19 protein-coding genes and 1 pseudogene are annotated in these 26361 nt (G+C 71.1%); 12 read left to right on the top strand and 8 right to left on the bottom strand.

Annotated features, from left to right (window positions below; genetic code table 11):
* The first annotated feature begins 243 nt into the window (after positions 1 to 243).
* The 7 genes and pseudogenes from ACF1BN_RS21490 to ACF1BN_RS21520 all read left to right on the top strand — a co-directional run bounded on the left by ACF1BN_RS21490 (position 244) and on the right by ACF1BN_RS21520 (position 9568).
* Positions 244 to 2595: a phosphoketolase family protein gene (locus ACF1BN_RS21490; protein ID WP_392333177.1), complete on the top strand. Its 2352-nt coding sequence runs from the start codon at positions 244 to 246 to the stop codon at positions 2593 to 2595.
* A gap of 163 nt (positions 2596 to 2758) precedes the next feature.
* Entirely contained in the window at positions 2759 to 2986 is a 228-nt protein-coding gene (locus ACF1BN_RS21495) for a DUF2945 domain-containing protein (protein WP_392333178.1), read from the top strand.
* A gap of 15 nt (positions 2987 to 3001) precedes the next feature.
* Positions 3002 to 3100, top strand: a pseudogene (locus ACF1BN_RS21500) (DNA-binding protein); the annotation flags it as partial.
* A 223-nt stretch (positions 3101 to 3323) separates the two neighbouring features.
* Positions 3324 to 3515 (top strand): hypothetical protein, encoded by a 192-nt coding sequence (locus ACF1BN_RS21505; RefSeq protein ID WP_392333179.1) that lies wholly within the window; start codon positions 3324 to 3326, stop codon positions 3513 to 3515.
* 2 nt (positions 3516 to 3517) lie between these two features.
* A complete protein-coding gene (locus ACF1BN_RS21510; protein WP_392333180.1) occupies positions 3518 to 4561 on the top strand; it encodes a DNA topoisomerase IB in 1044 nt (347 codons plus the stop codon).
* A gap of 1042 nt (positions 4562 to 5603) precedes the next feature.
* Positions 5604 to 8579, top strand: a complete 2976-nt coding sequence (locus ACF1BN_RS21515; protein ID WP_392333181.1) for a hypothetical protein — start codon at positions 5604 to 5606, stop codon at positions 8577 to 8579.
* Between the two features lie 179 nt (positions 8580 to 8758).
* Entirely contained in the window at positions 8759 to 9568 is an 810-nt protein-coding gene (locus ACF1BN_RS21520; RefSeq protein WP_392333297.1) for an IS5 family transposase, read from the top strand.
* A gap of 80 nt (positions 9569 to 9648) precedes the next feature.
* On the opposite strand, the gene ACF1BN_RS21525 is transcribed toward ACF1BN_RS21520, so the two are convergent.
* The 5 genes from ACF1BN_RS21525 to ACF1BN_RS21545 form a co-directional block, all read right to left on the bottom strand.
* Complete coding sequence (locus ACF1BN_RS21525; RefSeq protein ID WP_392333182.1) at positions 9649 to 10044, bottom strand: hypothetical protein; 396 nt, start codon at positions 10042 to 10044, stop codon at positions 9649 to 9651.
* A 166-nt stretch (positions 10045 to 10210) separates the two neighbouring features.
* Positions 10211 to 11053: an alpha/beta fold hydrolase gene (locus ACF1BN_RS21530; RefSeq protein ID WP_392333183.1), complete on the bottom strand. Its 843-nt coding sequence runs from the start codon at positions 11051 to 11053 to the stop codon at positions 10211 to 10213.
* Positions 11050 to 11643, bottom strand: a complete 594-nt coding sequence (locus ACF1BN_RS21535; protein ID WP_392333184.1) for a TetR/AcrR family transcriptional regulator — start codon at positions 11641 to 11643, stop codon at positions 11050 to 11052. The genes ACF1BN_RS21530 and ACF1BN_RS21535 overlap by 4 nt, the downstream gene beginning before the upstream one ends.
* 346 nt (positions 11644 to 11989) lie before the next feature.
* Complete coding sequence (locus ACF1BN_RS21540; protein ID WP_392333185.1) at positions 11990 to 12544, bottom strand: Uma2 family endonuclease; 555 nt, start codon at positions 12542 to 12544, stop codon at positions 11990 to 11992.
* Between the two features lie 346 nt (positions 12545 to 12890).
* Entirely contained in the window at positions 12891 to 13862 is a 972-nt protein-coding gene (locus ACF1BN_RS21545) for a GlxA family transcriptional regulator (protein WP_392333186.1), read from the bottom strand.
* 70 nt (positions 13863 to 13932) lie between these two features.
* On the opposite strand from ACF1BN_RS21545, the gene ACF1BN_RS21550 reads away from it, so the two are divergent.
* Entirely contained in the window at positions 13933 to 14772 is an 840-nt protein-coding gene (locus ACF1BN_RS21550; protein ID WP_392333187.1) for an alpha/beta fold hydrolase, read from the top strand.
* Positions 14773 to 15160: 388 nt separating this feature from the next.
* Positions 15161 to 16243: a BTAD domain-containing putative transcriptional regulator gene (locus ACF1BN_RS21555; RefSeq protein ID WP_392333188.1), complete on the top strand. Its 1083-nt coding sequence runs from the start codon at positions 15161 to 15163 to the stop codon at positions 16241 to 16243.
* Here ACF1BN_RS21555 and ACF1BN_RS21560 read toward each other — a convergent pair whose 3' ends face one another.
* The gene (locus ACF1BN_RS21560; protein WP_392333189.1) at positions 16244 to 16909 is read right to left on the bottom strand and encodes a cutinase family protein; all 666 of its coding nucleotides are present in this window, start codon (positions 16907 to 16909) and stop codon (positions 16244 to 16246) included.
* Positions 16910 to 17066: 157 nt separating this feature from the next.
* Between ACF1BN_RS21560 and ACF1BN_RS21565 the strand changes: the two genes are divergently transcribed.
* Positions 17067 to 18803, top strand: coding sequence for a peptidase M23 (locus ACF1BN_RS21565; protein WP_392333190.1), 1737 nt, complete (start codon positions 17067 to 17069; stop codon positions 18801 to 18803).
* Between the two features lie 102 nt (positions 18804 to 18905).
* Here the strand turns inward: ACF1BN_RS21565 and ACF1BN_RS21570 are convergent, their stop codons facing one another.
* Positions 18906 to 19937 carry an alpha/beta hydrolase gene (locus ACF1BN_RS21570; RefSeq protein ID WP_392333191.1) on the bottom strand — a complete coding sequence of 344 codons (1032 nt, stop codon included), beginning with the start codon at positions 19935 to 19937 and terminating at the stop codon, positions 18906 to 18908.
* A gap of 53 nt (positions 19938 to 19990) precedes the next feature.
* Positions 19991 to 22447 carry a penicillin acylase family protein gene (locus ACF1BN_RS21575; protein WP_392333192.1) on the bottom strand — a complete coding sequence of 819 codons (2457 nt, stop codon included), beginning with the start codon at positions 22445 to 22447 and terminating at the stop codon, positions 19991 to 19993.
* A 230-nt stretch (positions 22448 to 22677) separates the two neighbouring features.
* Between ACF1BN_RS21575 and ACF1BN_RS21580 the strand changes: the two genes are divergently transcribed.
* Positions 22678 to 24246, top strand: coding sequence for a peptidoglycan DD-metalloendopeptidase family protein (locus tag ACF1BN_RS21580; RefSeq protein ID WP_392333193.1), 1569 nt, complete (start codon positions 22678 to 22680; stop codon positions 24244 to 24246).
* A gap of 25 nt (positions 24247 to 24271) precedes the next feature.
* Positions 24272 to 26302 (top strand): family 43 glycosylhydrolase, encoded by a 2031-nt coding sequence (locus tag ACF1BN_RS21585; protein ID WP_392333194.1) that lies wholly within the window; start codon positions 24272 to 24274, stop codon positions 26300 to 26302.
* Positions 26303 to 26361 lie beyond the last annotated feature (59 nt).

Genomic DNA, 26361 nt, shown 5'->3' on the forward strand with positions numbered 1-26361 from the left:
GGTGGGGTCCTCAGTCGGGGGGGGTGGGGGGGGGCGTCGGTGCCCTCCGCCCGGGCGCGGGCTGGCCCCGGCGGCGGTACTCCGGCGCGGCCGACCGTCCGGATCGTGCGCGGCCGCATCCGTCTGAATTGAGGGGCGTGCGGCGACAGGGCGGGGGAGACCGACACCCGTACCCGCCGATTGAACGGAGCCGGCCCGGGCAGGCGCCCTGACGAAGCCCCGTCCCTCGGAGGTCCCGTGACCTTGTCCGCTCCGTCTCAGCCCGCCGGGCGCAGCCCTTACGAGCGCGCCGCCGACTACATCGCGGCCGCCCTGATCTTCCTGCAGGACAACGTGCTGCTGACCGAAGACCTGCGGCCCGAGCACGTCAAACCGAGGCTTCTCGGCCACTGGGGCTCCTGCCCCGGCATCACGATGGTCTACTCGGCCCTGAACACCCTGATCCACGAGCGCGGCACCGACGTCCTCCTGGTCACCGGACCGGGCCACGGCGCACCCGCCATCCACGCCAACCTGTGGCTGGAGGGCACCCACGAACGTCAGGACCCGGGGCTGGCCCGAACGGGGGAGGGCCTGCGGGAGCTGGCGCGCCGCTACTGCGCCCCGGACGGCTTCCCCAGCCACCTCTCCCCGTCCGTACCCGGCACCCTGCACGAGGGCGGCGAGCTCGGCTACGCCCTCGCGACGGCCGTGGGGGCCGCGCTCGACGCCCCCGACCGGGTCGTGGCATGCGTGGTGGGTGACGGTGAGGCGGAGACGGGGCCCACGGCGGGAGCCTGGCACTCCACCAAGTTCCTCGACCCGGTGACCTGCGGAGCGGTCCTCCCCGTGCTGCACCTGAACGGCTACAAGATCTCCTCACCGACGCTCTTCGCGACGATGACCGACGCGGAGCTCACCGCCCTCTTCCGGGGCTACGGCTGGGACCCGCGCATCGTGGACGAGACCGGGCCCGCACCCGGAGCCGCCCTCACGACGGCCGTGAAGGACGCCCACGACACCATCCGGGAGATCCAGCGCCGGGCCCGCGCCGGCGACCCTCCCACGCGGCCCGCCTGGCCGATGATCGTGCTCCGCAGCCTCAAGGGGGCCGGAGCACCGGCCGAGGTCGGCGGTACGCCCATCGAAGGCACCTTCCACTCCCACCAGGTACCCCTCCCCGATGCCCGTGAGGACCCCGAGCAGTTGCGGGCCCTGGAGTCCTGGCTCCGGTCGTACCGCCCCGAGGAACTGTTCGACGCGAAGGGACGGCCCGCACCCGAGGTACTCGCCGGCCTGCCGGAACCGGACGCTCTCATCGGTGCCCAGCCCGCCGCCAACGGCGGACGGCTGCGCCGTCCTCTCCCGCTCCCGCCCCTGAAGCCCCACGCCGTCGCGCTCGCCGACGGTCCGGGCTCGGCCACGGCGAGCCCGACCCGCGTCCTCGGCGGCTGGTTGACCGGACTGATGGAGGCGACAGCCCGGAGCCGGGACTTCCGCGTCGTCTCCCCGGACGAGCTCGCCTCCAACAAGCTCGACGCGATCCTCGAGGCCGAAGGGCGCGCGTACGTCTGGCCGGCCGAGGAGTACGCCGAGGACCTGGCCCGGGACGGCCGGGTCATGGAGACGCTCTCCGAGCACAACTGCCAGGGATGGCTCCAGGGATACCTGCTCACCGGCCGCCATGGACTCTTCCCCACCTACGAAGCCTTCGCCTCGATCGTCGACAGCATGGCCAACCAGTACGCGAAGTGGCTGAAGATGTCGCGCGAGGTCCCCTGGCGCGCCCCCGTCAGCAGCCTGACCTACCTCCTCACCAGCGAGGGATGGCGCCAGGAGCACAACGGGTACAGCCACCAGGGCCCCGGCTTCCTCAGCAATCTGCTCGACCGCAACTCCGAGGTCACCGGCGTCTACCTGCCGCCCGACGCCAACACCCTGCTGGTCACGATGGAACGGCTCCTCGACGAGACCGGGAAGATCAACGCCGTCGTCGCCGGCAAGCACGACGCCGCCCAATGGCTCGACCTCGACGCCGCCCGCGCGCACTGCCGGGCGGGAGCCTCCGCGTGGGCATGGGCCGGCACCGCCGGCGACGGACCCGCCGAGGCCGTCCTCGCCTGCGCCGGCGGCATCCCCACGGTCGAGTCGCTCGCCGCCGCCGACCTGCTGCGTCGTGACCTCCCCGACGCCCGGATCCGCTTCGTCAACATCGTGGACCTGTGCGCCCTCGCCCCGCCGGACCGCCACCCCCACGGGATGTCACCGGAACGGTTCCACCAGCTCTTCGGCGACGACACGCCCGTCGTCCTCGACTTCCACGGCTACCCCTCGGCCGTGCACCAGCTCCTGCACGGCCGGCCCCGCCCCGACCGCTTCCACGTCCGCGGCTACGTCGAGGAAGGCACGACCACCACCCCGTACGACCTCCTCGCGCTCAACGGAACCACCCGCCACGACCTCGCCCGCACCCTCTTGCGCCACCTGGAGCGCCCCGGAGGCCGGACCCGGCGACTCGCCGAGCAGTACGCGCGCCACCGCGACGAACTCCGGCGCGAGCTGCGCCGCACCGGCGTGGACCCCGCCGAGATCACCGAATGGAGGTGGCCGGCATGACACCACGGCACGCGGTGCAGCCGCGCGAAGCCTCCGCACCGTCGACCCTGACCACGGCGCAACCCACCACGACACGGCGAGGCGGAGTCTGCCCCCTCGATACCGCTGCGCCTGCCCATGCGCCCGACATTGACGGATGCGTCACGCCGTCGAGGAGAACGCCATGCCGAAGAGGGACAACCTGAGCAAGGGCGACAAGGTCGCCTGGAAGAGTCACGGCCAGAACGTGACGGGCGAAGTCAAGAAGAAGATCGCAGACCGAACGCAGGCGGCCGGCCGGACCGTGGACGCCTCGAAGGACGAGCCGCAGTACGAAGTGGAGAGCGACAAATCCGGCCGCTCCGCCGTGCACAAGCCCGGAGCCCTGCGCAAGAAGGGCAAGAATCAGTGACGGGCGGACAACAGGTACGCGCACCGTCATATGGAGCAGCGCCCCGGCGGCGACGTCACCGACACCAGATGGCGCCACTCCCTCATGAACTGGGGCCACGACCCACTCAAGTGACCGACCTGAACGCCGGGCGCGCCTGTCGGTGAACTTCGAGCGCCACGCGCATCGTCTCGGCCCTCGCGCTGTGCCGGGACCGCGGGGAGGTTCCCGGCTGTCGCCCAGCGGCCGGAAGGGGGACCTCCGCCGCATGCCGTGACTCGGGGCGTTCGGCGGCCTGACTCCGCTCCCGATGCGCCGATTCCCGGTGTGGAGGCAGGTGCGGGGGTAGACGCCCATCATGAAACAGACAAACGAGTGGAAACCTGGAGAAATGGTGCCGCAGAGTGGTATCTATGCGTGCGACTGCGGCAAGGAGCACCAGTGGAGCAAGAGCACCGACGTCCGCGGGCACCGGTTCCCGCCCCTGCCGTACGACTGCGCGGGCCGTGCCTGGACCCTCCGTACGCAGGCGCACCCTGACGAGGACTGACAGTGGCGGCGCGCTTGCGGACCAGCGACCCCAGTCGGCCCGGGTGGCAGCGCGTACGCCACGGACGAGGCTTCCGCTACCTGGACGCGGACGGACAGGCGCTGTCGGCGGCGGACCGCGAAAGGGTCCGCGCCCTCGTGATCCCCCCGGCCTGGCAGGACGTCTGGATCTGTACGTGGCCGAACGGCCACATCCAGGCAGTCGGTACAGATGCCGCAGGGCGCCGTCAGTACCTCTATCACCCTCGCTTCCGAACCCAGCAGGACGCCGCCAAACACGAGCACGTCCAGCGCGTGGCCCGCTCGCTCCCCCGCCTGCGAGAACGCGTGGCCGACGACCTCGCCGGGCGAGGCCTGACGCGGCCTCGGGTCCTGGCCTGCCTGACCCGCCTCCTCGATCTCGGCTTCCTGCGCGTCGGCGGCGAACGCTACGCCCGTGACAACGGGAGCTTCGGCCTCACCACCCTGCGACGCGAGCACGCCACCTGCCGCAAAGGCGAGATCCACCTCTGCTTTCCCGCCAAATCAGGCAAGGAGGTCACCCGCACACTCGTCGACGATCAGGCCTACGCGGTCGTCCGCTCCCTGCTGCGGCGCAGCGACGACGGACCGAGACTCTTCGCCTACTGGGAACACCGGGCCTGGCACGAGGTCCACGCCGAGGACCTGAACGCCTACCTGCGCGAACGCTCGGGACAGGAGGTGACGGCCAAGGACTTCAGAACCTGGTACGCGACCGTCCTGGCCGCGGTCGCCCTGGCCGTCTCCGCGCGTACCAGCGACTCCTCCCGCACCCGCCGCGGCAAGGTCGTCGCACACGCCGTGCGCGAGGTGAGCGAGTACCTGGGAAATACGCCCGCGGTCTGCCGGGCGTCGTACATCGATCCCCGAGTCGTGGAGTCGTACGAGCAGGGCGAGACCATCGCAGGCGCGCTCGACGCGCTTGGCGAGGGCAGCATCTTCGGCCGGCCGGCCACACAGGGGGGTGTCGAGAACGCCGTACTGAAACTCCTGCGCTCACCCCCTGAGGAAGGGGCGGCTGAGTGATGCGGATGCGGATGCCGCCGTGGAAGCCGGCGGGATCGACGGTGAAACGGTCCCGAGCAGTCGTGAGGGCAAGTCCGAAACGTGCACAGAGGAGGGTGTGAGACACCACGGCGGAGGCTCCACGTGCAGTCGGTGGTCAGGCTGCTCGTACGGCGGTTGGCAGCCGAGGAGGGCCCCTCGATGCCCGCGTGGGTGCTGTCCCGCTCGCCTGACGGTATTCAGCTGCTGCCGGGTTCAGTGAGTGTGTCGTCTGCTGGAGCATCCGCGCCCCACGTGACATCACGGAGCGGATCTGTTCGCGCTGCTGTCGAGCAGGACGGCGGAGGCCGGGTGGTGGCGTTCGGACGGCTGTCGGTGGTTGGCACGCCTGGCTCGAAGCAGAACCGCATCTTCGCCTCCCACACTTCTGCAATGAACTCCCCGCTCCTCCGGCCTGGGTCTGGACGGGACACTCGATGCCGGTCCGGCTCTGCGGCCCACTGCCCGTTTCAGAAAGAGGTGCGGAGCTTCCGGAATGTGCTGCCGGCCCGGGCCAAGCGAGAGAGCTGGTCTCCGTGCTGGATGCCAAAGCGTTTTGACGCGCGACCACTCCGCTCGTCAGTTTGTCCTGGAGCGCACCGACCGTACGTCCTCTGCCCTCGCCCCGCGCAGGCTCTGCGCTCCGAGACCAAGAAGGCCATGCGGCCATCCCGGAGAGGGCTCGGCACCCGGGGCGCGCGGCCGGGAAACCTCCTAAAGCCCCTGCGGCGGCAGAGCTGCTGACCGCCTAAGCGCCGTTTCTGGCCATTCTCGCCAAAATGTGATGGCTCCGTGATGAAGATGTGTACTTTTCGAGCGGTCCCGAAGGTGAACTTCCTTCTCCGGGCCAGGAGTTGCGCATACCGGCGATCTCGCCGACCTCACCCTCATCTTTCACAGACGGGAAATCGCGATGAGCACCCCGCCCACCGGAACCTCGGGTTCCACCTCTGTCGCCTCGGCGAGTACGCCGCCGAAGACCGTTGCCGACCAGGCGATGCTTGACGGGCCGACGCCGAAGGACTTGCTTCCCACCACCGGCAACTACCCGACGGAGATCGTCCGGTACCGCTCGGTGGTGCTCACCGACATCCCGGGGTCGAAGCCGGCGCGCAAGCTGACCGGTGCCATCGACCTCGGCGAGGAGAATCTGCCGTTCTACGACCGCCCGGCCGAGGGCATGATCGTCACGACGGAGCAGAGCTGGTCGGCCCAGGGCGTCACGCTCGGCCGGCTGCTGCACAGCCTGGCGCTCGCGCCCGGCGAGAGCACCAGGGTCGCGGTCGTCGACTGGCAGCGCACCACCCGGGCCACCGGCACCGAGACGGCCGGCGAGAACGAGGCACTGTCCGGAACCACCGAGCAGAACCGGTCGATCAGCGAGGTCGCGAGCGCGATCGCCCGCGAGGAGCAGTACGGTGACTCCTTCGGGTTCCAGGCCGGCCAGTCGTCCAGCTCCGGCGGCAGCGTCGGCGTCGCACTCTTCGGCCTTGGCGGCGGCGGCAACTGGGGCAAGTCGTCGAACACGGGCATCGCGACGTCGGTGTCCCGCTCCACGGGCGTGAAGTCGGTCGCGGCGGAGACGACGCAGCGGATCAGCGCGCGGACCCAGCAGGTGGCAACCGCGGCCCGCAGCCGGAACATGACGGTCGTGCGCGAGACGACGCAGACGGAGAAGGACCAGGTCCTGACCCGGGTCGTCACCAACTACAACCACATGCACGCCATGTCGGTGCAGTACTACGAGGTCGTCCAGGTCTACAACGTGACGACCAAGCCGACCAAGTTGGAACGCTGTCTGTTCATCCCGCTCCAGGAGCTCACCTTCACCCACACCAGCCTCCAGCGGTACAAGGAGGTGCTCGCGTCGGTGGCGCCGTTCGACTGGGCGGCGAAGATCCGCGCGGCGAACCCGTTCGACACCGCCGTGCGCAGGCTCGACGCGTGCTCGGCACCGGAGGTGCCGAGTAACCAGCAGTTCGACGGGCTGGAGCTGGCCGACATCGGCGCTTCGGCGATGGGCGTGTACGGAGTGCGCAAGGCCGACGGCGCCCCGGTCCGGTTCGACCCGGCGACCCAGCAGTGGAATGCTCTGCCCACCACGGGACTGGGCGGGGGCCTGACCCGCATCGCGCCGGGCAAGAACACCGTCTGGGGGCTCAGGGCCACCGACAACGTGATCGTCCAGTTCGACGGGACGAGCTGGCGACCTGACCCGGCGAACGGCTGGGGGCTGCGGATCGTCTGTGGCGCGGACGGCTCGGTCTATGTCGTCGGCACGAACAACATCATTCACCAGCGCGGCCAGAGCTCATGGTCGAGCCTGGGCGTCACGGCCGACGACATCGCCGTCACCGGCACGAACAAGCTGTGGTACTCCCGGCAGGGTGTCGTGTACGAGCACAGTGGTACCGATGGCGTGCGGCGTAACGGGCCCGGCGTGCAGCGGCTGTCCGCCACCTCCGATGGTGCGCTCTGGGCCGTCGTCCAGTCCCAGTCCAGCGGCGAGACGGCGCCCCTGCTGGTGGAGTCCGGCGCGACGACCGTGGTCCGTCCCGCGACCGGCGGCCTTCAGAGCATCACCGGGCTGGCGCAGATCGCCTCGGCCGTCGGCGGAGACTACTGGGTGCTCATGAGCAACGGGACCGTGCGCCGGATCACGGGACGAGAGGCACCGATAGCCTTCGACGACCAGCCGAAGGCGGACTCCTCCTACGCGTCCCGGATCGACGTCTGGTCCGACGGCGACGGCATCCGCGGCATCCAGGTCGTCTTCCCGAATCACACCTTCGGCTGCGGCGACATCGGCGGCTCCGGCGCGCAGCAGGCGTCCTACACTTTCGGCGGTGCCGACAAGCTGATCTCCTACGAAGCCTGGTCCGGCAAGGCCGCCCGCGGCACCCTCGCCGGGCTGCGCTTGAAGATGACCTCGGGCGTGGCGAACTTCGGCACCGCCGCGACCACCACCGCCGCACCGGACCTGTCCGAGGACGCCGGCGGCGCCTCGGCCATCTGCGGGCTGTTCGGCTCGACGGTGAAGTCCGGAAGTCGCACCTACCTCGCGTCGCTCGGCTTCCACGTGCGGGGCGGAACCGTGCCCCAGGCGGTCCTGGACCACCTGAACGACAACCGCCGCCACTACAGCCAGGCCGTCTGGGCCAACGCTGACGAGCTGACGCTCAGCCGTATCCTCGCCAACTACGCGTACACCCCAGCGGGTTCGACCGCGCCGCCGGCCGCGCTGGGCACCCTGCTGGACCCGAAGCCGGTCGCCGCCACCGGCAACTACCTCGGCTTCCGCTGGAACTTCGCCAGCGAGGAGGAACGGGAGGAGTGGACCGACTCCCGCAAGGCAGCCGACAACACGTTCGGCTCACCGGCGACCAACACGATCGCCATCGCCACCAACGGCGTCTTCGCCGAGGCCGTCCTGGGCCGGTCCAACTCGGCCGAGAAGATCGACCTCACCCGCTTCTGGAACTGGAAGGACTCGCCCATCCAGATCACCCCCGCCGACATCGCGCCGGTCTCCACCGCCTCACGCGCACAGAACCTCGACACCACAGCACTCGGCATGGGCGCTGCCCAGGCCAAGTTCACCCCGCTGGTGGCGATGCCGGACCCGAACGGCTCCCAGGCGGTGCAGGCCATGACCACGGCCAACCTGTTCCGTGACATGAGCGGCCTCGCCCAGATGAGTCAAGTCCTCACCAAGGGCATCGAAGCCGCCGCGACCAACGACAAGGAAGCCGGCGCACGCGCCCAGGAAGCCTTGAAGACCGCCACCGAGCACCTCCAGAAGATGGCCCAGATCGCCGTCGACGCCGCCGGCAAGGCGGCACCACTCGTCACCGGCGGAGCCGGAGGTGGCAACCTCAGCGCCCTCGGCGGCATGCTCAACCAGGGCGGCAAGACCGACACGCCCAAGCCCACCCCCGCCCCCGCGCCCGGGTCCGGGTCCGCCCCTGCGTCCGGTGGGGACTCCGGCACGAACGCTTGACCACCACGCTGTGCGGGTCCGGCCACTGCCCGGGCCCGCACAGCGCGTCCAGGTCAGTGGCAGCCGTCACGGGGGCCGTCCGGAGGAACCTTTCTCGCGTCCCTTCCTCCAAACCATCCCCTTCCTGATGAGTTGACCTCAGGGCCGTGCCCGATGATCTTGGCTGGCAGGATGGCCAGGTGCGTGCTGCTCTTGTTCCGGTCGACCTGTGGCAGCGGGTGGCTCCACTTCTGCCACCTGTCCCTGTGCGGCGCCATCGCCCCCCTGGGCGACTTCGCGTTCCGGACAGGGCGGCTCTCGCCGGCATTCAGGACATTCTGCGGACCGGTACTTCTTGGCGCGACATCCCCGCCGAGGCCGTGGGCTGCTCCGGAGTCACGGTCTGGCGCCGACTGCGTGACTGGACCGAGGCCGGAGTCTGGCCGCGTCTGCACGCTGCCCTGCTCGTTGAACTGCGCCGTACGGAATTTCTGGACCTGGACGGCTGCGCTGTGGACGGCTCGCATGTCCGGGCCCTCAAAGGAGGCGATCATGTCGGTCCCTCACCGGTCGACCGCGCTCGCCCCGGCTCCAAGCACCATCTGATCGTTGACCCCCGTGGCATCCCACTCGCCGTCATTCTCACCGGCGACAACCGCCACGATGTGAACCAGCTCCTGCCACTTTTGGATGCCATCCCGCCGATCCGGGGCCTGCGCGGACGCCCTCGTCACAAGCCCTGGCGCCTGTATGCCGACCGTGACTACGATTTCGACAAGTACCGCAGCCTCCTCTGGAAGCGCGGCATCGAACCGCTGATCGCCCGCCGCGGCGTCTCCCACGGTTCAGGACTGGGCAAGGTCCGATGGGTGGTGGAACGCATATTCGCCTGGCTGCACCAGTTCAAACGACTTCGCACCCGCTATGAACGACGCGCCGACCTCCATCAGGGTCTGCTCGAACTCGCCTGCAACATCATCTGCCTCCGATGGCTCCGAACGGCATTCTGAAACGACCAGTTGGGCCTGGAGCGCCGACCGTGTTCCGGGGAGCCGGCGGCTCGGGGTGGCGGTGGGCAGGGGCCAGGCGCTCAGTTCGCCGCGTGCGCGGTGTGCTCGGCTTGGTGCAGCCAGTCGAGGTGCCACTGTGCGAAGGTCACGGGCTCTCCGTGGGGGCCGAGGCGTGGCGCGAGGTCAGCGTCGTCCACTCGGCAGTCGGACCAGATCGCGCCGCGGTGACTGCCGCTGACGATCAGCCACTCCCGCTGCGCGCACCCCGGGTGGGACATCACGATCGCGCCGACGGCCCGCTCGGGGGAGAACATGACGGCGTCCCACCGTGCGTCCCATGCCTCGAAGGCGTCGTCGAACTCCTCGATCTCGTCGAAATCCTCCTCCTGGGGGCGTTCGGACAGGAGTGTTTCGACGAGTTCGGGGTCTGGGCCCCGCTCGGGGAACGGCTCGGCAAGCCGGGACAGGTCCGCCATGTCCGCGCCGTCGCCTTCCCACCGCCAGAGACCCTGCACCCGCCGCACCGGGAACACACCGTGGGCCGGACCGGCACCACCCGAGCCGACCTGCAGGCGTGATGCGGTCGGTGAGGCTTGTTCGTGGCGCGGGGCTTCGGTGCGGGTGGCCGGGGTGAGTGCGGCCTCAGGCGTGGAGGGCCTGGCGGAGAGACTCACCGAACCCGGTGGGGTGTGTGGTCAGTCCGATGTGGCCGCCGGGGAAGTGCCGGAGTTCGGTCCCGAGTCGTTCGGCCAGGGCGGCGGCCGGGCGGTAGGGCAGCTCGCCTCGCGAGTCCTCGCCGCATGCGAGCACGAGCTTGTCCGACAGCGCGGCCAGTCGGTCGACGTCCGGCACGTAGGACATGAAGCCGGGGACGATGCGCCCGACGAAGTACGGCAGGTTCGTCGTCGTCCGCTCGGGCCGCGCCGTCGCTCGGGGCGACGGCGACGGTGTGGTCCCGGCCTGCGGTTCGGTGGTGTCACCGTCCTTCTTCAGTCCCGCGGCGAACACGGCCATCGCCGGCATGAGCCCCTCGGCGCGGAAGGTCTGGTCGACACGGGCGAGGAGCGCGCGGTGCTCCAGGACGTCCGGCAGGACCTCCACCAACGGCGGCTCGTGCGCGACGACACGCGTGACGCGTTCGGGGTGCGCGGTGAGCAGGTGCACCGCGACGATCGCGCCCGAGCTGGCGCCGAACACGCGGGCGGGCTCATGGGGCGACAGCAGTTCCAGGATCCGGAATGCGTCGTCGGCGTGCTCGGACACCCGCTGCTCGGCCTCGGGCTCGTCCAGCGTGCTCCGGGACATGCCACGGGGGTCGTAGGTCGCGACGGTGTACTCGGCGGCCAGGTCGTCGACGACGCCGTCGAAGGAGGACGCGCCGCCCGTCCCTCCGGGGATCAGCAGGAGAAGCGGGCCCCGGCCGCGCTTCTCGTAGCGCAGGGTGGCGCCGTTCACGCGCAGGCTGCCGATGGTCGGCGAGGTCATGCCGGGTCTCCTTCTCGAAATGGGGGCCAGTGCTCCAGGAGTGTGTGCAGGGCGTCGAGGGCGCGCACCCAGGAGTGCTGTGGCGAACGTGCCTGCGCGAACCCGCCTGCGGCCTCCAGGGCGACGAACCCGTGGAAGGCGCTGCGCAGCAGCCGGACCGCGTCGGTCAGGTCGGGCTCGGCGAGTCCGTAACCGCGCAGCATGCCGTAGGTCAGCTCGACCGCACGGCGGGGTCCGGGCGCCGTCGCGGCCAGCTCGGGGTCGATCCGGATCGGGGTCTGGGTCGCGGTGTATCGGCCCGGATGCTCGTGCGCGTACGCGCGCCAGGCGTTCGCGAAGGCGACCAGAGCGTCCCTGCCGGACCGGCCGGCGGTCGCCTCCGCGATGCGGATGGTCTTCTCGTCCGCCGCGAGCAGCGCGATTCGCCCTCTCAGGTCCTCCAGGTTGCGGACGTGCGCATAGAGGCTCGCGTCCTTCACGCCCAGCCGCCGCGCCACCTGCGACATGGTCACCCGATCGAGCCCGGCCTCGTCCGCCAGCTCCGCGGCCGCGACCGTCACCCGCTCCGCCGTCAGCCCGGCACGCACCATGCGTCCTCCTGGTTCCTAGGGGCTCTAGTTTTAACCTAAGGGTCCTAGGAAGGCAATCCGGTGGTCCGGCCCACTGCCTGGCTGAGGGTCTTTGCGGCAGCTGTTGACATAGGTCGCTGCCGAGCCTGCCCTTGCCGGGCGTGGGGCGTACGTGGGCCGCCTGCCGGCGCTCACGTCGCCGTTGTATCGAGCCACTCCGGAAACTCCCGCAGGAAAGCCTGTGCTGCTCCGCGCGAAGGTCCGCTGAGGCGGAGGCCCCGAGCGGGCAGGGGCGGCGAACTGGAACGCCGCCCCTCCGCCGCATGACGGCGAGTTCCCACGTGTGCGGGTAGGACGCCTTACTCCGTCAGCTGAGTTCGCTGGTGTCGAGGTCGAGGTCGAAGGGTTCGGGGAGCCTGATGGTGATTCCGAAGGGGTGTGGGCCGTCTACGCGGGTGTAGCCGAGCCTGCCCGGCTCGGAGAACAGGGTGATGCTCTGCTCCTGACGGTCGACCACGAGGTAGAGGGGGGCGTTGTACTCGGCGTATCGCGCACGTTTGACGATGCGATCGGTGTCCCGATCGGACTCCGATGTCACCTCTACGATGAGCAGCGTGTCCTCAGGCAAGAGGGCGGTGGCGCCTTTCGCCTGGGCTGTGGGAACGACCGCGATGTCGGGAACGTACCAGTTGGAAGAGCCGGGTAGGTCCAGGTTGCCTGAGCCGGTCACGCACCCCAGCTGCCGGGCGCGAGGGCGGATCTGATCACGGATGGCCTCTGCTGCCGCTTCGTGGTCCCATGTGGGCGACACTGGCTCGATGATCCCCTCGATGATCTGGGCTCTGTCGCCCCGAATGTGCTGAACGGCGTATTTCAACGCCCGTTCCGGATCGACGTTGCTGTAGTCAGCTGCTGTGCTCATCGAGCTTCCCGTGGTCAAGGCCGGCAGGTACACGCACGCCACTCAGAGGCATGACGCCACGTACGAGGTCCTCACGTGAGTATGCACACCTGAACGTCAAGGGGTGGTCGACTCCTCCGAGACGGTGCTTCGAGAAACGAGCCGCATGCCACCTGTCGCTGAAGCTTCGAGGGCGTCAGAACAACGCATCCGAGAACCCCCAGCCGGCGGGCATGCTCCCCGCCCTCGCCTCGCGGTCGGCACGGCCGCCCGACGATCCCCGCGCTCCGTAGCTCACGGGGTGCACCACCGGCTCTCACCGGCAGCGGGCCCGACCGTGGCGTTGTGGACACAGGCGGCGGGATCGCTAGCGGGCGCAGCGGGCGGAGTCGTGTTGTCCGAAGGTCCGCCGATAGGCGCCGGGTGTGGTGCCGAGATGCGCTCGGAAGCGGCGACGGAGGTTGATCGCCGAGACGAGGCCGACCCGGGTGGCGACGGCTTCCACCGGAAGGTCGGTCTGCTCCAGCAGCACCCGTGCGGCATCGATGCGTCGGCCGAGCAGCCACTGCCCCGGGCTGGTGCCGAGTTGCTCGGCGAAGCGTCGGGAAAGGGTTCGGCTGGACAGACCGGCGTGTTCGGCGAGGTGGTCCAGGGTCAGTCTGGTGTCGAGGCGCGAGACGGCCCATTCCAGCAGTGGCGCCAGCGAGTCGTCCACCTTGGCCGGTGCGGGCTGCGCGGCGTACTGGAGCTGGCTGCCCTCCCGGTGCGGCGGCAGGACCATGCGCCGGGCGATCTGGGCGGCGTACGCCGCCCCGTGGTCGGAACGCACCAGATGCAGGCACAGGTCGATTCCCGCGCCGGTCCCAGCGCTGGTCGCCACGTCGCCATGGTCCACGAAGAGGACGTCCGGATCCACGCGCACCTGCGGGAAGGCCGCGGAGAACCGGGCGGCGCTGCGCCAGTGGGTGGTGGCGCGGCGGCCGTCGAGCAGTCCCGCCCGGGCGAGGACGAACGCCCCCGTGCAGATCGCGACGATCCTCGCACCGCGCCGGTGGGCGTCCCGCAGCGCCTCGACGACGTCCGGGGACACGGGCGCGTCGGGCGGCTGTCGGCCCGGGACGACCACGGTGTCCGCCTCTTGAAGGACGGACAGCCCCGCCTCGACGGACATCGTGTAGCCGGCGCCGGTCGGCAGGACGCCAGGGTGCTCGGTACAGACCCGGAAGTCGTAGCGCGCCGGCGCGTCCGGCGGAGCGATGCCGAAGACCTCGAACGCGCAGGCCAGCTCGAAGGGGGACTGCGGCGGGGTGATCAGGGCCACCACCTGATGAAGCGACATGGCAAGAAAATATCCGAGGGTGTCATTCCAGACTCTCGGCCGGCGGAGAGCTCTCGGCCACATTGAGTCCATGAGCGAGATCATCGAATCGACAGTGCTGCGGACCGAGATCCAGGTCGACGGGAAGTCGGCCAGCTACCTGACCGTGGAACAGGACGGGCCGGCAGTTCTCCTGCTGCACGGCACCTACTGGAACCGGGTCTGGCTTCCGGTGCTGGACCGTATCGCCGCGGCGGGGCTGCGCCCCATCGCCGTGGACCTCCCGGGCCTCGGGCGCTCGGGAGGTGAACTCACCCTGGAGACGGGCACGGTCCCCGCCCTCGCGGAGTGGGTGGCCCGCTTCGCCTCCGCCTTGGAGCTCACCGGGCCGATCGCCGTGGCGGGCCATGACATCGGCGGTGCCGTCGCCCAGCACCTCCTCGTCCACGGCGGGCTTGAACTGCCCCGGATGGCCCTCGTCAACTCGGTCACCTACGACTCCTGGCCGGTGTCCGGCGTGGCCCGGTTCCGGGACCCCGAGGTCGTCGCCGCGACCACCGCTGACGAGATCCTCGCGGCCCGCCGGCAGGCCGTGACCCAAGCGCTGGCCGGTGCCGCGACGGAGCGCCTGATCACGGACTACCTGGCGCCGTGGACCGACGCGCGGGTCCGGCGCTCCTGGATGGCCATGGTGGGCGCGGCCGACAACCGCTACACCCGGGATCTCCTCCCCGCGCTCCGGCGGAACGTGACACCCAAACTGCTGATCTGGGGCGAGGACGACGACTTCCAGAAGGTGGAGTACGCGGAGCGGTTCGCCTCGGAGATCCCGCACACCACACTCGTACGCGTTCCGGGCGCGGGCCACATCCCCACCGAGAACGCGCCCGGCCCGGTCGCGCGGGCGCTCGTCGACTTCTTCACGGCGTAGAGCCAGACGCCGGCGTCCTTCCCTCCTCCCTGCACGTCACTTCGTTCCGCCGGAAGCCGATCACCCCGCCCAGGTGACACAGATCGCCAGGCCGATCGGGACCGTGCCGTTTCACAGAGGTCGGGACACCCCGCTCCTCCGCACGCGCCCTCGGGGAGGACCCCCCGGCCGGCCCGCCCTCGCCGCGGGGCGAACCGGACGACGACGAGCCCCGCACCGGCGACGGCGAGCCCCGCACCGGCACGGCGAGCGGGACGGCGGAAAGGAGTGACGCCGTAGTCCGCGCGTGTCACTCCGGATCGTTCCGGATGCCCCGCCCGGCGCTCCCCGTCCTACCGTGTCGACGGCGCCCACCAGACCCGACCAGTCCGGAGCCCGGGGAGCAACGATGCCGACGACCGCCACCACCGCCCGCCGTCCCGCCGCCGCCCTCGGGCAGCGGGAGCGCCAGGTGCTCTCCGCGGTCGGCTGCGGCCTGCGGGACGACGAGATAGCCGACGCCCTCGCGATCCCCGAGGACGCCGTGGCGGAGCTCCTCGCGCGGATACTCGTCACCCTCCGGCTCCGCGACCGGGCAGCGGCCATCGTCCACGCCTTCGACTGCGGCCTGGTCGTCCCCGGCCGTGGCACCCGTACGCAGCCGGTGAGCACGGCGCCGCGGGCGGCCGGCCGGGCCGCCGGTCCTGCGGTGCGGATCTCCCTGCTCGGACCGCTGCGGGCGTGGCACGACGGGCGGCCGCTGAACCTGGGGCATCCGCGCCAGCAGGCGGTGCTCGCGACCCTGGCGCTGTGCGCGGGGCGGTCCCTGAGCCGGCAGGAACTGCTCGACGACGTCTGGGGCACGGAGCCGCCGGTGGCGAACGTGGTGCCGGTGTACGTCTACCGCCTGCGCAAGACCCTGCGCATCGGGGACAGTCCCGGCTCGGTCATCGAGCACGCCCGGCACGGATACCGGCTCGTCCCGGGCGCGGTCGACGTGGACGTGGCGCGGATGGAGGAGCTCGTCGTCGGCGTCGGCACGGCCGAGCGCGCGGGTGAACCGGCCGAGGCGGTCCGCCTGTGCGCCCAGGCCCTCGACCTGTTCCGCGGGGAACCGCTGGCCGGTCTGCCCGGGCCGCTCGCCGAGCTGGAGCGGCTGCGGCTCACCCGGCGCAGGATCGCCGTCGTCCAGCGCAAGGTGGAGTGCCAACTGCGGCTCGGCCGGGACGCCGAGGCGATCTCCGAACTGTTCGCCCTGTCCGCCGCGCACCCCCTGGACGAGCCGGTGGCCGCGCTTCTGATGCGGGCGCTGTACCGCGACGGCCGCCAGGCCGACGCCCTCACCGTGTTCGACCGGGCCCGCCGCGGCCTCGCCGACGAACTGGGCGTGTCCCCCGGCCGGACCCTGCGGCGGACGCACGAGATGATCCTGCGCGGTGACGAGACCGGCCTCGGCGTCACTCCCTCGGCCGGTCGCACCGCGATCGCGTGATCACCAGGACGCGGGATACCAGGCGCCGTTGTACCACTGCTCGTTGGCGACGTCGTTGTGGAAGTCCATGTTGAAGTCGTTGGGGTAGTTCCTCACGTGGTTGCCGGGGTAGGTCCAGATTCCGGCGGACTCGTCGCAGACATAGTCCCAGTGGCAGATGGTCTTGACCGGCACATTGCCGAAGAACCGGTCGGCACCGGCCAGCGGGGCGCCGACGATTCCGCCGAAGGGGACGGATCCGCCGTTGGCGCCGGGATTTCCCTGCCGCTTCGGGTCGGCGATGAGAATGGCGTTGACATTGCCGAACGTCTGCCAGTTCTCGGTGATCCAGGTGTGGACGACCGCGGCGCCCAGCGAGTATCCGCCCATTTTCACGTGCTGCCACGGGCACGCGGCCCGCTGGTCACGGACCAGCCGGTTCAGCTCGTTGACACCGGCCCGGGCGCTCGCGCCGTTGGGAATCTGGGTCGGATATCCCACGTGCTGCTGGATGTTGCCGGTGAAGCCGTCGTTGTTCCACGAGCTTCCCGTACCGCCGACGACGATCGTGTACGTGCCCTCGCACGGAGCCGTCACCGCCGCCTGCGCCGTGGCGCCCTGCGTCACCGAGATCCCGGCCGTCAGCAGAATTCCGGCCAGCGCGGCCTTGATCCTCTTCGCTCGCATGTCGATCCTCCCGTGTGTTCGGCCTGCGTACGACGAGATTGGCAGCGGCCGATGACATCCCGATGAAACGCGCTCGGGAATCGATTCCATCGGCATTTCATCGGTGCCTCCTACTGTCGGCCGCCGACCACCTGGAAGCATGACGGAAAGGCACACGATGAGAGGAACCGGCTTCACACGCGTGCTCGGCAGACTGGCCCTCCTGGCCGGCGTCTGGGCACTGGTCGTCGGGCTGACGGCCTCGGTCGCCGTGGCCCGTCCCGACCCCGGACCGGCCCCGCGCGACGACCACTACGGCGTCTCCCGGTACTTCCGGGGACCGGACGCCCTGCTCATACCGACCGAGCCCTGCGACCCGGCCGGCCCGTCGGCCGCCGACGCCATCATGGCCGACCAGCTCAACCCCCAGCTGGGGGCGCGGATGGCGGGCCTGCTGACGCCCTACAGGATGTCCTGTGCGCGGATGGTCACCAAGGCGGTGAAGGACCGGGGGCTCAACCCGAGGGCCGCGGCCATCGCGATCGCCACGGTCATCGTGGAGACCGACATCAACAACTACTCCCAGGCCGTCGACTACACGAGCATCGGGCTGTTCCAGCAGCAGGACTGGTGGGGCAGCAAGGCGCAGCGGCTGGACCCGGTCTATGCCACCAACGCGTTCCTCGACGCGATGGAGGACATGTTCCCCGGCGGGTCGTGGAACAACGTGGCGATCGGGGACGTGTGCTGGCAGGTGCAGCGGCCGCGCGAGGACCTGCGGTACAAGTACGGCCTGGAGGCGGGCGACGCCGTGATCATCGCCAACGCGCTCTGGTCGGGGATGAGCACGGGCCCCCGGCACCCGTACGCCTCCGGGCGGGTGGTGTCGGGCCGGTCCGCCGACGGACGCCTGGAGGCCTTCGCGGCGGGCGCCGACGGCGTCTACCACTCGTGGCAGAACGAGGTGAACGGCGGTTGGGCGCCGTGGCGGTTCGCGGGCGGCCCGCGCGACGCCCAGCTGGCGGTGGCCGCCAACGCCGACGGCCGGCTGGAGCTGTTCGCGCTGTCGGGCAGCACGCTCGACCACATGTGGCAGACCGGGCCCAGTGCGGGGTGGTCCGGCTGGGCGACCTTCGGCACCGGCGGGTACCGGCTGGCGGCGGGCAACAACGCCGACGGCCGTATCGAGGTGTTCGCCTCCAACGCCGAAGGCGTGTTCCACCGCTGGCAGACCGCGCCGAGCGGCGGCTGGTCCGGCTGGGAGGGGACCGGTGGTGGCCCGGCGAACGCGCGGCTCGCCATGGAGAACGCGCCCGACGGACGGCTCGAGGTGTTCGCGCTGTCGGACTCGACCTTCGGGCACCTGTACCAGAGGGGCGTCAACGGCGACTGGTCCGCCTGGGAGCACTTCGGCGAGGGCGGGCACGCCGTGACCGCGAGCCACAACCAGGACGGCAGGCTGGAGGTGTTCGCCTCCAACGCCGACGGGGTGTTCCACCGCTGGCAGACCAGCCCCACCACCTGGTCGGAATGGACGGGCACGGGCGCCGGGGGGCTGCCCGACGCCGAGCTGGCCACCTCGCGGTCGGTCGACGGCCGGGTGGAGGTGTTCGCGATCAACGCCGACGCGGCGAGCCACTCCTGGCAGACCGCCCCCAACGCGCCCTTCTCACCGTGGGAGAACTTCGGCACCGGCGGCACCGCGATCGGCGCGGGCAACAACGCCGACGGCCGCATCGAGGTGTTCGGTACCAGCAGTGCCGGTGTCTACCACCGGTGGCAGACCGGGTTCGCCAGCTGGTCGCAATGGGGCTGGCTGAACGGCCCGGGCCCGGCGGTCGGCAGGCCCGCCGCCCCTCCCGCCCGGTCCGTCTCCGCGCCCGCCCGGAGCGCGCCCGTACCGGCGGCCGGCTAGACGTGTCCGCCGGCGGACCGCGCAGGCCCGCCGGCGGATGGCGCGAGCCCGCCGTCGTCCCGTACCGCTCGTGCGGTACGGGACGACGGCGGGCTCATGGCGTCAGGAGGCGAAGTGCCTCTCCAGCCGGGGAACCAGGTCCCGGAGGTCCTCCTCCCAGCAGCCGGCGTTGTGGCCGCCGTTGCACAGGGTGCCCCAGCCGGAACCGTCGCCGTAGTTCACGAAGTGGTACGACATGCCCAGCGCGTCCATGGCGTTCTTGACGTGCTTGGCCGCGCCCTCCAGCCAGAACTCCAGGTCGGTGACCGAGCCTCCGCCGTTGCCCACGTAGATCGAGACCCCGATCCCACCCTGCTTGATCCGGTCCATGTGCTGCGAGGGGTCGACCTCGTTGAACCTCCAGTCGGCGTTGAACACCGGGTACGGCGAGCCGAACGCGGCGTCGCTGTCCACGGAGGGCTCGTAGGCGACGAGGGAGGCGACGACGGCCAGGCGCAGGTCCATGGACCGTACCGACAGGTCGATGTCGCCGGACAGGGACGCGGTCTGGCTGAAGAGGTCCGGGCGCGCCTGGGCGTAGTGGAGAGCTCCGAACCCGCCCATCGAGACGCCGGCGACGGCCCTGGCCTTCTTGGTGGCGATGGTCCGCAGGTTGGCGTCGATGAACGGGATCACCTGCTTGAGGTGGAAGTTCTCCCAGTTCTGGGCACCGGCGGCGGTCTTCTGGTTGAGCCAGTTGGCGTACCAGCCCCGGGCGCCGCCGTCCGGGATGACGGTGATCATCCGGTCCGACATGCGCAGCGCCGGATAGTTCTGCTGGATCGGGTCGTCGGGTGACCCGTGCAGGAAGTACATCACCGGATAGCGCCGGTTCGGGTCGTCGTAGTAGCTCTTCGGCAGGATGATCTTGATGTGCTGTTCCTCCGCGACCTCGGGCGTGGTCACGGTCAGGTAGAACTCGGTCGCATTGCCCGTCGCCGTGCCGACCTGCGTCAGGCCGAACCCGTTCGCCATCGGGGGCGGCGTGCCGTCGTCGGTGGACTGCGCCGAGGCCGCCGGCATGACCGTGACCACGGCCAGGACGGCGAACACCCATGCCAGCGCCGTGCGCCGGACGTTCGCTGTTCTTCTCACGATGCTCCCTCTCCTGTGATGCTCTGTCTGCGCTTCGGATTCCGTGCGTCGGATCAGTCGAGGACCTTGACCACCAGGGCCGGTGAGGCCGCGATCTGTTCCTCGGTGAACCGCTCGGTCACCCACTGGCCGGCCGAGAAGAGCCTGGTCTGGTCGGCGTGGTGCGGCGAGTTCGGGTCGGCCGACTGGGAGTAGGCCAGGACGGAGCGGGCCTGCGGCGGCCCTTCGGCGGTGAACCGGACCTGCTGGACGAAACTGGACCCGAAGACGACGTCCGTCTTTCCGTCGACCTGGCCCATGGTGATCACATTGAGTACGCCCAGTTCGCCGATCATTCCGTGGATCGGGATCTGCTCGCCGCCGCGGGTGACCTTCTGGACGTCAGAGAGCGGCGCGTTCAACGGAACGCCCGCCTTGCGCATCGCGAGGACGGCCCGGCCGAACGCGTCGCGGACGGCGGAGCTGCCGGAGTCCAGCGAGTTCGGTGTGTGCACCGGGTCCTTGGGGTCGAAGGGGACCCGCCAGGGGAGCTTCTCGATGCCCTGTCCGCCCTGCAGGAAGGCCCAGTAGTTCGCGAACAGCAGGGAACCCCGGCTGTCCGCCGTGTAGTCGTGGCTCTTCCAGGCGGCCAGGATCGGGCACGCCTCGCTCACGTTGACCAGGGTGCCGTCCACGAGGATGAGCCCGAAGGGCACGCTCTTGCACATCGCCACAGTGGCGTCGAGGGCGAGGTCGGCCGCTCGGCTGTTGTCGGCGAACAGCAGTTGCCCCATGGTCTCCGGGGTGAAGCCCCTGCCCGGCAGCCCGTCCGTGCCGTCGATCCGCTTCCGGGCGGTCAGGATGAGCTCCTGGGTGCGCAGCGAGCGGGGTGCCTGGGTGTCGCCCATCACCCGGGGGAAGGTCAGCGGCTGGTCGGGGTTGGCCAGCCAGGCGCTGTCGTTGGCGTTGCCCACGAAGTCGTCCCGGATCAGGCGGGGTTGCTTGCGCGGGTCGAGGAGTCCCGGCGCGACCGCGTTCGGGTCGTCGGGCCAGTCGCACGCGCTCCGCTTGCCGTCGAAGATGGAGATCGGCGGCACGTTCGGCAGCCTCAGGGGCTGGTTGAAGAGGAGTTGGCCGGTCATCGTGAGACACGACTGGGCGTGCGCGTCGGTGATGTTCGCGGTGGCCTGGATGTCCGCGTACAGCGCCTTGCCCTTGCGGTCCGTGGCGATCGTGTTGAAGAAGGGGACGCCCTGCGTGGTCTCCAGGGTGTTGACGACGTCCTCGACGTCCTTGGCCTGGTCGAGGCGGAACCAGGTGTTCAGCGCCCGCAGGTTGTTCATGTTCACGTCGCGCACGGCGTGCGCGCTGACCACCCAGGGCAGCGGCACCCCCTGCATCGACGTGGTGACGGGGCCGTACCGGGTGGACCACAGGGTCCTGGTGACCTTGCCGAGGGATCCGTCCGGCTTCCGCACGTCGACGGTGACCTGCTGCGAGGTCATCTGTTCCCAGACGCCGTCGACGAGGTACTTGGTGGGGTTGAGCGGATCCACCTGGACGTCGAAGAGCCCGAACGGGGCGACCGTGGCGACCGTGTGGCTCCAGGCGACGTCGTCGTTGTACCCGATGTTCACCGCGGGGAGTCCCAGGAGGCTCGCCCCGGAGACGTTGACCTTGCCCGGGATGGTGAGATGGCTCTGCCACATCCGGTTCTTGCCCTGCCACGGGAAGTGCGGGTTGGCCAGCAGCATGCCGGTGCCGCCGGAGACGCCCTGCGAGCCGACGGCCAGCGCGTTGCTGCCCATGCTCTGCTGCCGGCTCACCGCCAGCGCGGAACTGATCTTCGCCGCGGTCTCCTCGGGCGAGGACGCGGGTTTCGCGGGGGCGGACGCCGCCCCCGGGGGCGCGGCGTCGACCTGGCCGTCGAGGAGCGCGTCAGCGCTGCCCATGATGATCTCGGCGTGCGCGTGCCGGTAGACGTCGAGTTCCGTGATCGGCCGCACCCAGGCGGCGCCACGGCAGGCCGGGTCGGTGAGGGCGTCGGCGCCCGTCTCGGACAGGAACCGGTTGTATCCCCGGACGTATCCCCGGATGGCCTCCTTGACCTCGGGCTCCGGGCCGTCGGGGGCGGGCTGTGCGATCAGCCGCTCCACCACCCCGTCGTCCTTGATCCGCTGGAAGTACAGGTCGCTCTTGAGATTGGTGGTGGTGTTCTGGTTCTGGCCGGGGCTTGCCCTGCCGTCGGGCCCCAGATGGCGGGACCTCTCGGCGTTGACCATCAGATAGGTGTCGGCCAGGGTGCAGATGTTGTCCTTGGCCGCCGCGTATCCGTAGCCGGTGCCCAGGCCCTCCCAGTCCGAGGCGATGATGTGCGGGATGCCGTACTCGGTGTACCGGATGGTCGGCCTGTCCGGTCCCGCCGCCGGCCGCGTGGCGGCCGTGGAGCCCGTGGCGGCCATCGTGCTCATCACCGCGACGGCGGCCGCCACCGCCATCGGCAGCCTCGCTCTCGCTCGCGTCCGTGCCATCGGCCCGTCCTCCCCTTCGTGGCGCTCCTCGTGCGAACGCGGTCACGCTAGGAAGGGGCGATGAAATCCCGATGATGGACCGCCGCCGACGGGCGACCCGGTACCCGAGGCGGGGCCGGCTGTCACCCCGTAACCTTCCGGGGTCTCCGGGCCGTCGGGGCGTTGCTACGTTCCCTACCGCCCGCTCGCGCCAGCCGGTCGGCGGCCCGCGCCCCCTGGAGGTGCTTCCTGTGCTTCGTGGACTTTCCCGCCGCGTGGTGAGCTCCGTGCTCGCGGCGTCGGCCGCCCTGCTGCTGCCGGCTCTGGTGCCCACGTCCCCGGCCGCGGCCCGGACCACTGCTCCCACTGTGTCCGTCCGATCCACCGCTCCAGCCGGTTCGGTCGCGTCAGCCGCTTCCACCGCGGCGTGCCCGGCCGCGGGGCCCGTGTCCCAGCACTTCCACTCCGGCCACAACGGCGTCGACATCGCCAACGGGGTGGGGACGCCGATCCACGCCGTGTCCGACGGCGAGGTGACCATCTCCGGGTACGAGTCGGGCTACGGCCAGTGGATCCGGATCCAGCAGCCCGACGGGCGGATCTCCGAGTACGGGCACATGTCCCGGCGGGACGTCTTCGTCGGCGACCGGGTCGTGGCCGGCCAGCAGATCGCCCTGATGGGTTCGGAGGGGAACTCCACCGGCCCCCACCTGCATCTGCGGATCTGGGGGGACTCGTCCGCCTCCTACGGCGTCGACCCCGAGGTCTATCTCGCCGAACGCGGGGTCGTACTGCCCTGCACCCCGGGCACGGGGCCCCGGCCGAAGCCCCTCGTGTATCCGTCGGAGTCGGGCCGGGTCGTGTCGGCGCGGTCGGCGGACGGGCGTCTGGAGGTGTTCGCGGCCGGGGCCGACGGCATCCACCACGCCTGGCAGCGGGAGGTCAACGGCGACTGGTCGCCCTGGGAGTCGCTGGGCGGTCCCGCCGACGCCGAGCTCGCGCTCGCGCCCAACGCCGACGGACGGCTGGAGCTGTTCGCGCTCAACGGCACCACCTTCCAGCACCGTTGGCAGCTGAGCCCGTCCGGCGGCTGGTCGCACTGGGAGGGCTTCGGCGAGGGCGGCCGGGACACTGCGGCCGGAGTCAACGCGGACGGCCGCATCGAGGTCTACGCCTCCGGCCCGGTCGGGCTGTTCCACCGGTATCAGCTAGCCCCCAACGGCGGCTGGTCGGTCTGGGAGTCCACGGGCGGCGGCCCCGCCGACAGCCGTGTGGAGATGGGGAAGGCTCCCGACGGACGCCTTGAGGTCTTCGCCCTCAACGGCACGACCTTCCAGCACCGCTACCAGACCGCGCCCAGCGGCGGCTGGTCCGCGTGGGGCCCGTTCGGCGAAGGCGGCCACGACCTGACCGTCGACCACAACGCCGACGGCCGCCTGGAGGTCTTCGCCTCGGGTCCGGTCGGCGTGTTCCACCGGTACCAGACCGGCCCCTCCGGCTGGTCGGGCTGGGAACGCACCGGCGGTCCTGCCGACGCGCAGCTCACCAGCGAACGCACTCCCGACGGCCGCGTCGAGGTCTTCGCCATGAACGGCACCACCGCCATGCACAGCTGGCAGACCGCCGTCAACGCCCCCTACAGCGACTGGGCCCCCTTCGGCTCCGGCGGTACGGAGGTCACCGCCGCCTCCAACGCCGACGGCCGGATCGAGGTCTTCGGGACCAACCCCTCCGGAACCTTCCACATCTGGCAGACCGGGTTCTCCAGCTGGTCCGGCTGGGAGTGGCTGGGCGGCTCCCCCGGCCCCGGCCAGGGCTGACGACTCACCCGGAGGGACCGGATCCGTGTTTCCGATCAGCAGACGCAGTGTGCTGCGGGGTGCGGCCGGAGCCGGGGCGCTGCCCCTGCTCGGCCGCTCCCCGGCCGGCGCCGCGCCCACCGGTGACGCCCCGGCGCCCTCGTGGGTCGGCGCGGGCCCCTTCGCGTACGTCCACGACCCGTCGACCCCCGCCGGCCCGCGCTATCTCAACGACCACACGCTGATCAGGGCGCGGGGCCGCTGGCACGTCTTCGGCATCGTCGGCGACAGCGCGCCGCGCGGCGAGGCGCCGGACAGCTCGGCGGAGATCTTCTTCGCCCACGCCTCCGCCCCGAGCCCGCTGGGTCCGTGGACCGCTCACGCCGACGCCCTCACCGTCGACCCGTCCTACTTCGGCGAGGAGCACCTGTGGGCGCCGCACGTCATCGAGGCCGACGGCAGGTTCTGGATGTTCTACGCCGCGGGCGGCGCGAGCGGGGCGGCCGTCAACCTGGCCACGTCGACCGATCTGTTCACCTGGACCCGCGTACCGTCCGGCCCGTTGTTCCGGGGCCTCGCGGCGCGTGACCCGATGGTGCTGCGGGTGGGGGACGAGTGGGTCATGTACTACACGGAGCTCTCCGGGCCGGGCGGGCACCACGTCGTCGCCCACCGGCGGTCCGCCGACCTGACGCACTGGAGCGAGCCGGGCGTCGCCTTCACCGACGCCAGCACGGACGCGACCGTCTCGGTCACCGAGTCGCCGTACGTCGTCCAGAGGGACGGCTGGTACTACCTGTTCATCGGCCCGCGGGGCGGCTACGAGGGGACCGACGTACTGGCGTCGCGGGACCCCTTCCGCTTCGAACTCACCGGGTACGCGGGGCATGTGGCCGGTCACGCCGTCGAGGTCGTCGACGACGGGGGCAGCTGGTACGCGAGCGCGGCCGGCTGGTTCCGCAACGGACTCTTCCTCGCGCCGCTCCAGTGGCGCGACACTCCGGTCCCGTGGCAGAGCCCCGACCACCCGGTGGCCGGGCTCGACGCGCACGGCCGCCTCACGCTGTTCGCGCTCGACGCCGCCGACCGCTCGATGCTGCGACGAGTCCAACTCGACCCGAACGGCGACGGCTGGTCGGAATGGGAGCCGTTCGGCGGCCCGGCGGGCGCGGTTCCCTCCCTCGGCCGCGACACCGACGGGAGGCTGGAGGTGTTCTCGATCGCCCCGGGCGGCACCCACCTGAACCGCCGCGTGCAGCGTCCGGACGGCGGGTGGCACGACTGGGAGGGGTTCGGCGGCCCGGCCGGCGCCGTGCCCGCTGTCGCCCGTGACGCGGCCGGCTGGCTGGAGGTCTTCGCCCTCGGCCCGGGCGGCGGGTCCTTCGCACGGCGCCGGCAGCGGTCGCCCGGGGCACTGGCCTGGGACCCGTGGGAACCCGGCTTCGGTCCGGCGGCGGGCGCGCCACCGGTGGTCGCGGCGAACGCCGACGGCAGGCTCGAGGTGTTCGCCCTCGCGCCCGGAGGCGCCGGGATCGTCCACCGGTGGCAGGAGACCCCCGGCGGGCCGTGGACCCCGGCATGGCACCCGTACGGCACCGCGGCGGGCTCCGCGCCCCGGGTGGCCGAGGACGGCAGCGGCCGGCTCGCGGTCGCCGCGATCGGGCCGTCGGGCGTCGGGACCTTCACCCGGCGGCAGTCCGCGCCGAGCGGCGGCTGGGACGCGTGGCTGCCGATGTTCGGGTGGAGCGCCGCCGCCCCGGCGTTCGCCGCGAACGCCGACGGCCGTCTGGAGGCGTTCTCGCTCGCCCCGGGCGGCGCCCGGCTGAGTCACCGCTGGCAGCTCGCTCCGGGCGGTGACTGGGGCCCCGAGCGGGAGTTCGGCGAGCCCGGCGTCCGGCTCGTCGCCACCCCCACGGCCGTACGCGACCCGGCCGGTCGGCTGCACGTCTTCGCCGTGACCGCGGCGGGGCGGATCCGGACCCGTGTCCAGGAGCGGCCGAGCGGCGGGTGGCGGCCGTGGACCTCCTTCGGCGAGCGCGCGGTGGCGCCGCTGGTGTCGCATGCTCCCGCCCTGTGAGCGGAGCGTACGGATCGCGCCACGTGAACGGTGACATGGGCCGCCCCCGGCCGCCCGTG

The organism is Streptomyces sp. NPDC014861, from assembly GCF_043081625.1.
In the GTDB taxonomy this organism is placed as follows: Bacteria; Actinomycetota; Actinomycetes; order Streptomycetales; family Streptomycetaceae; genus Streptomyces.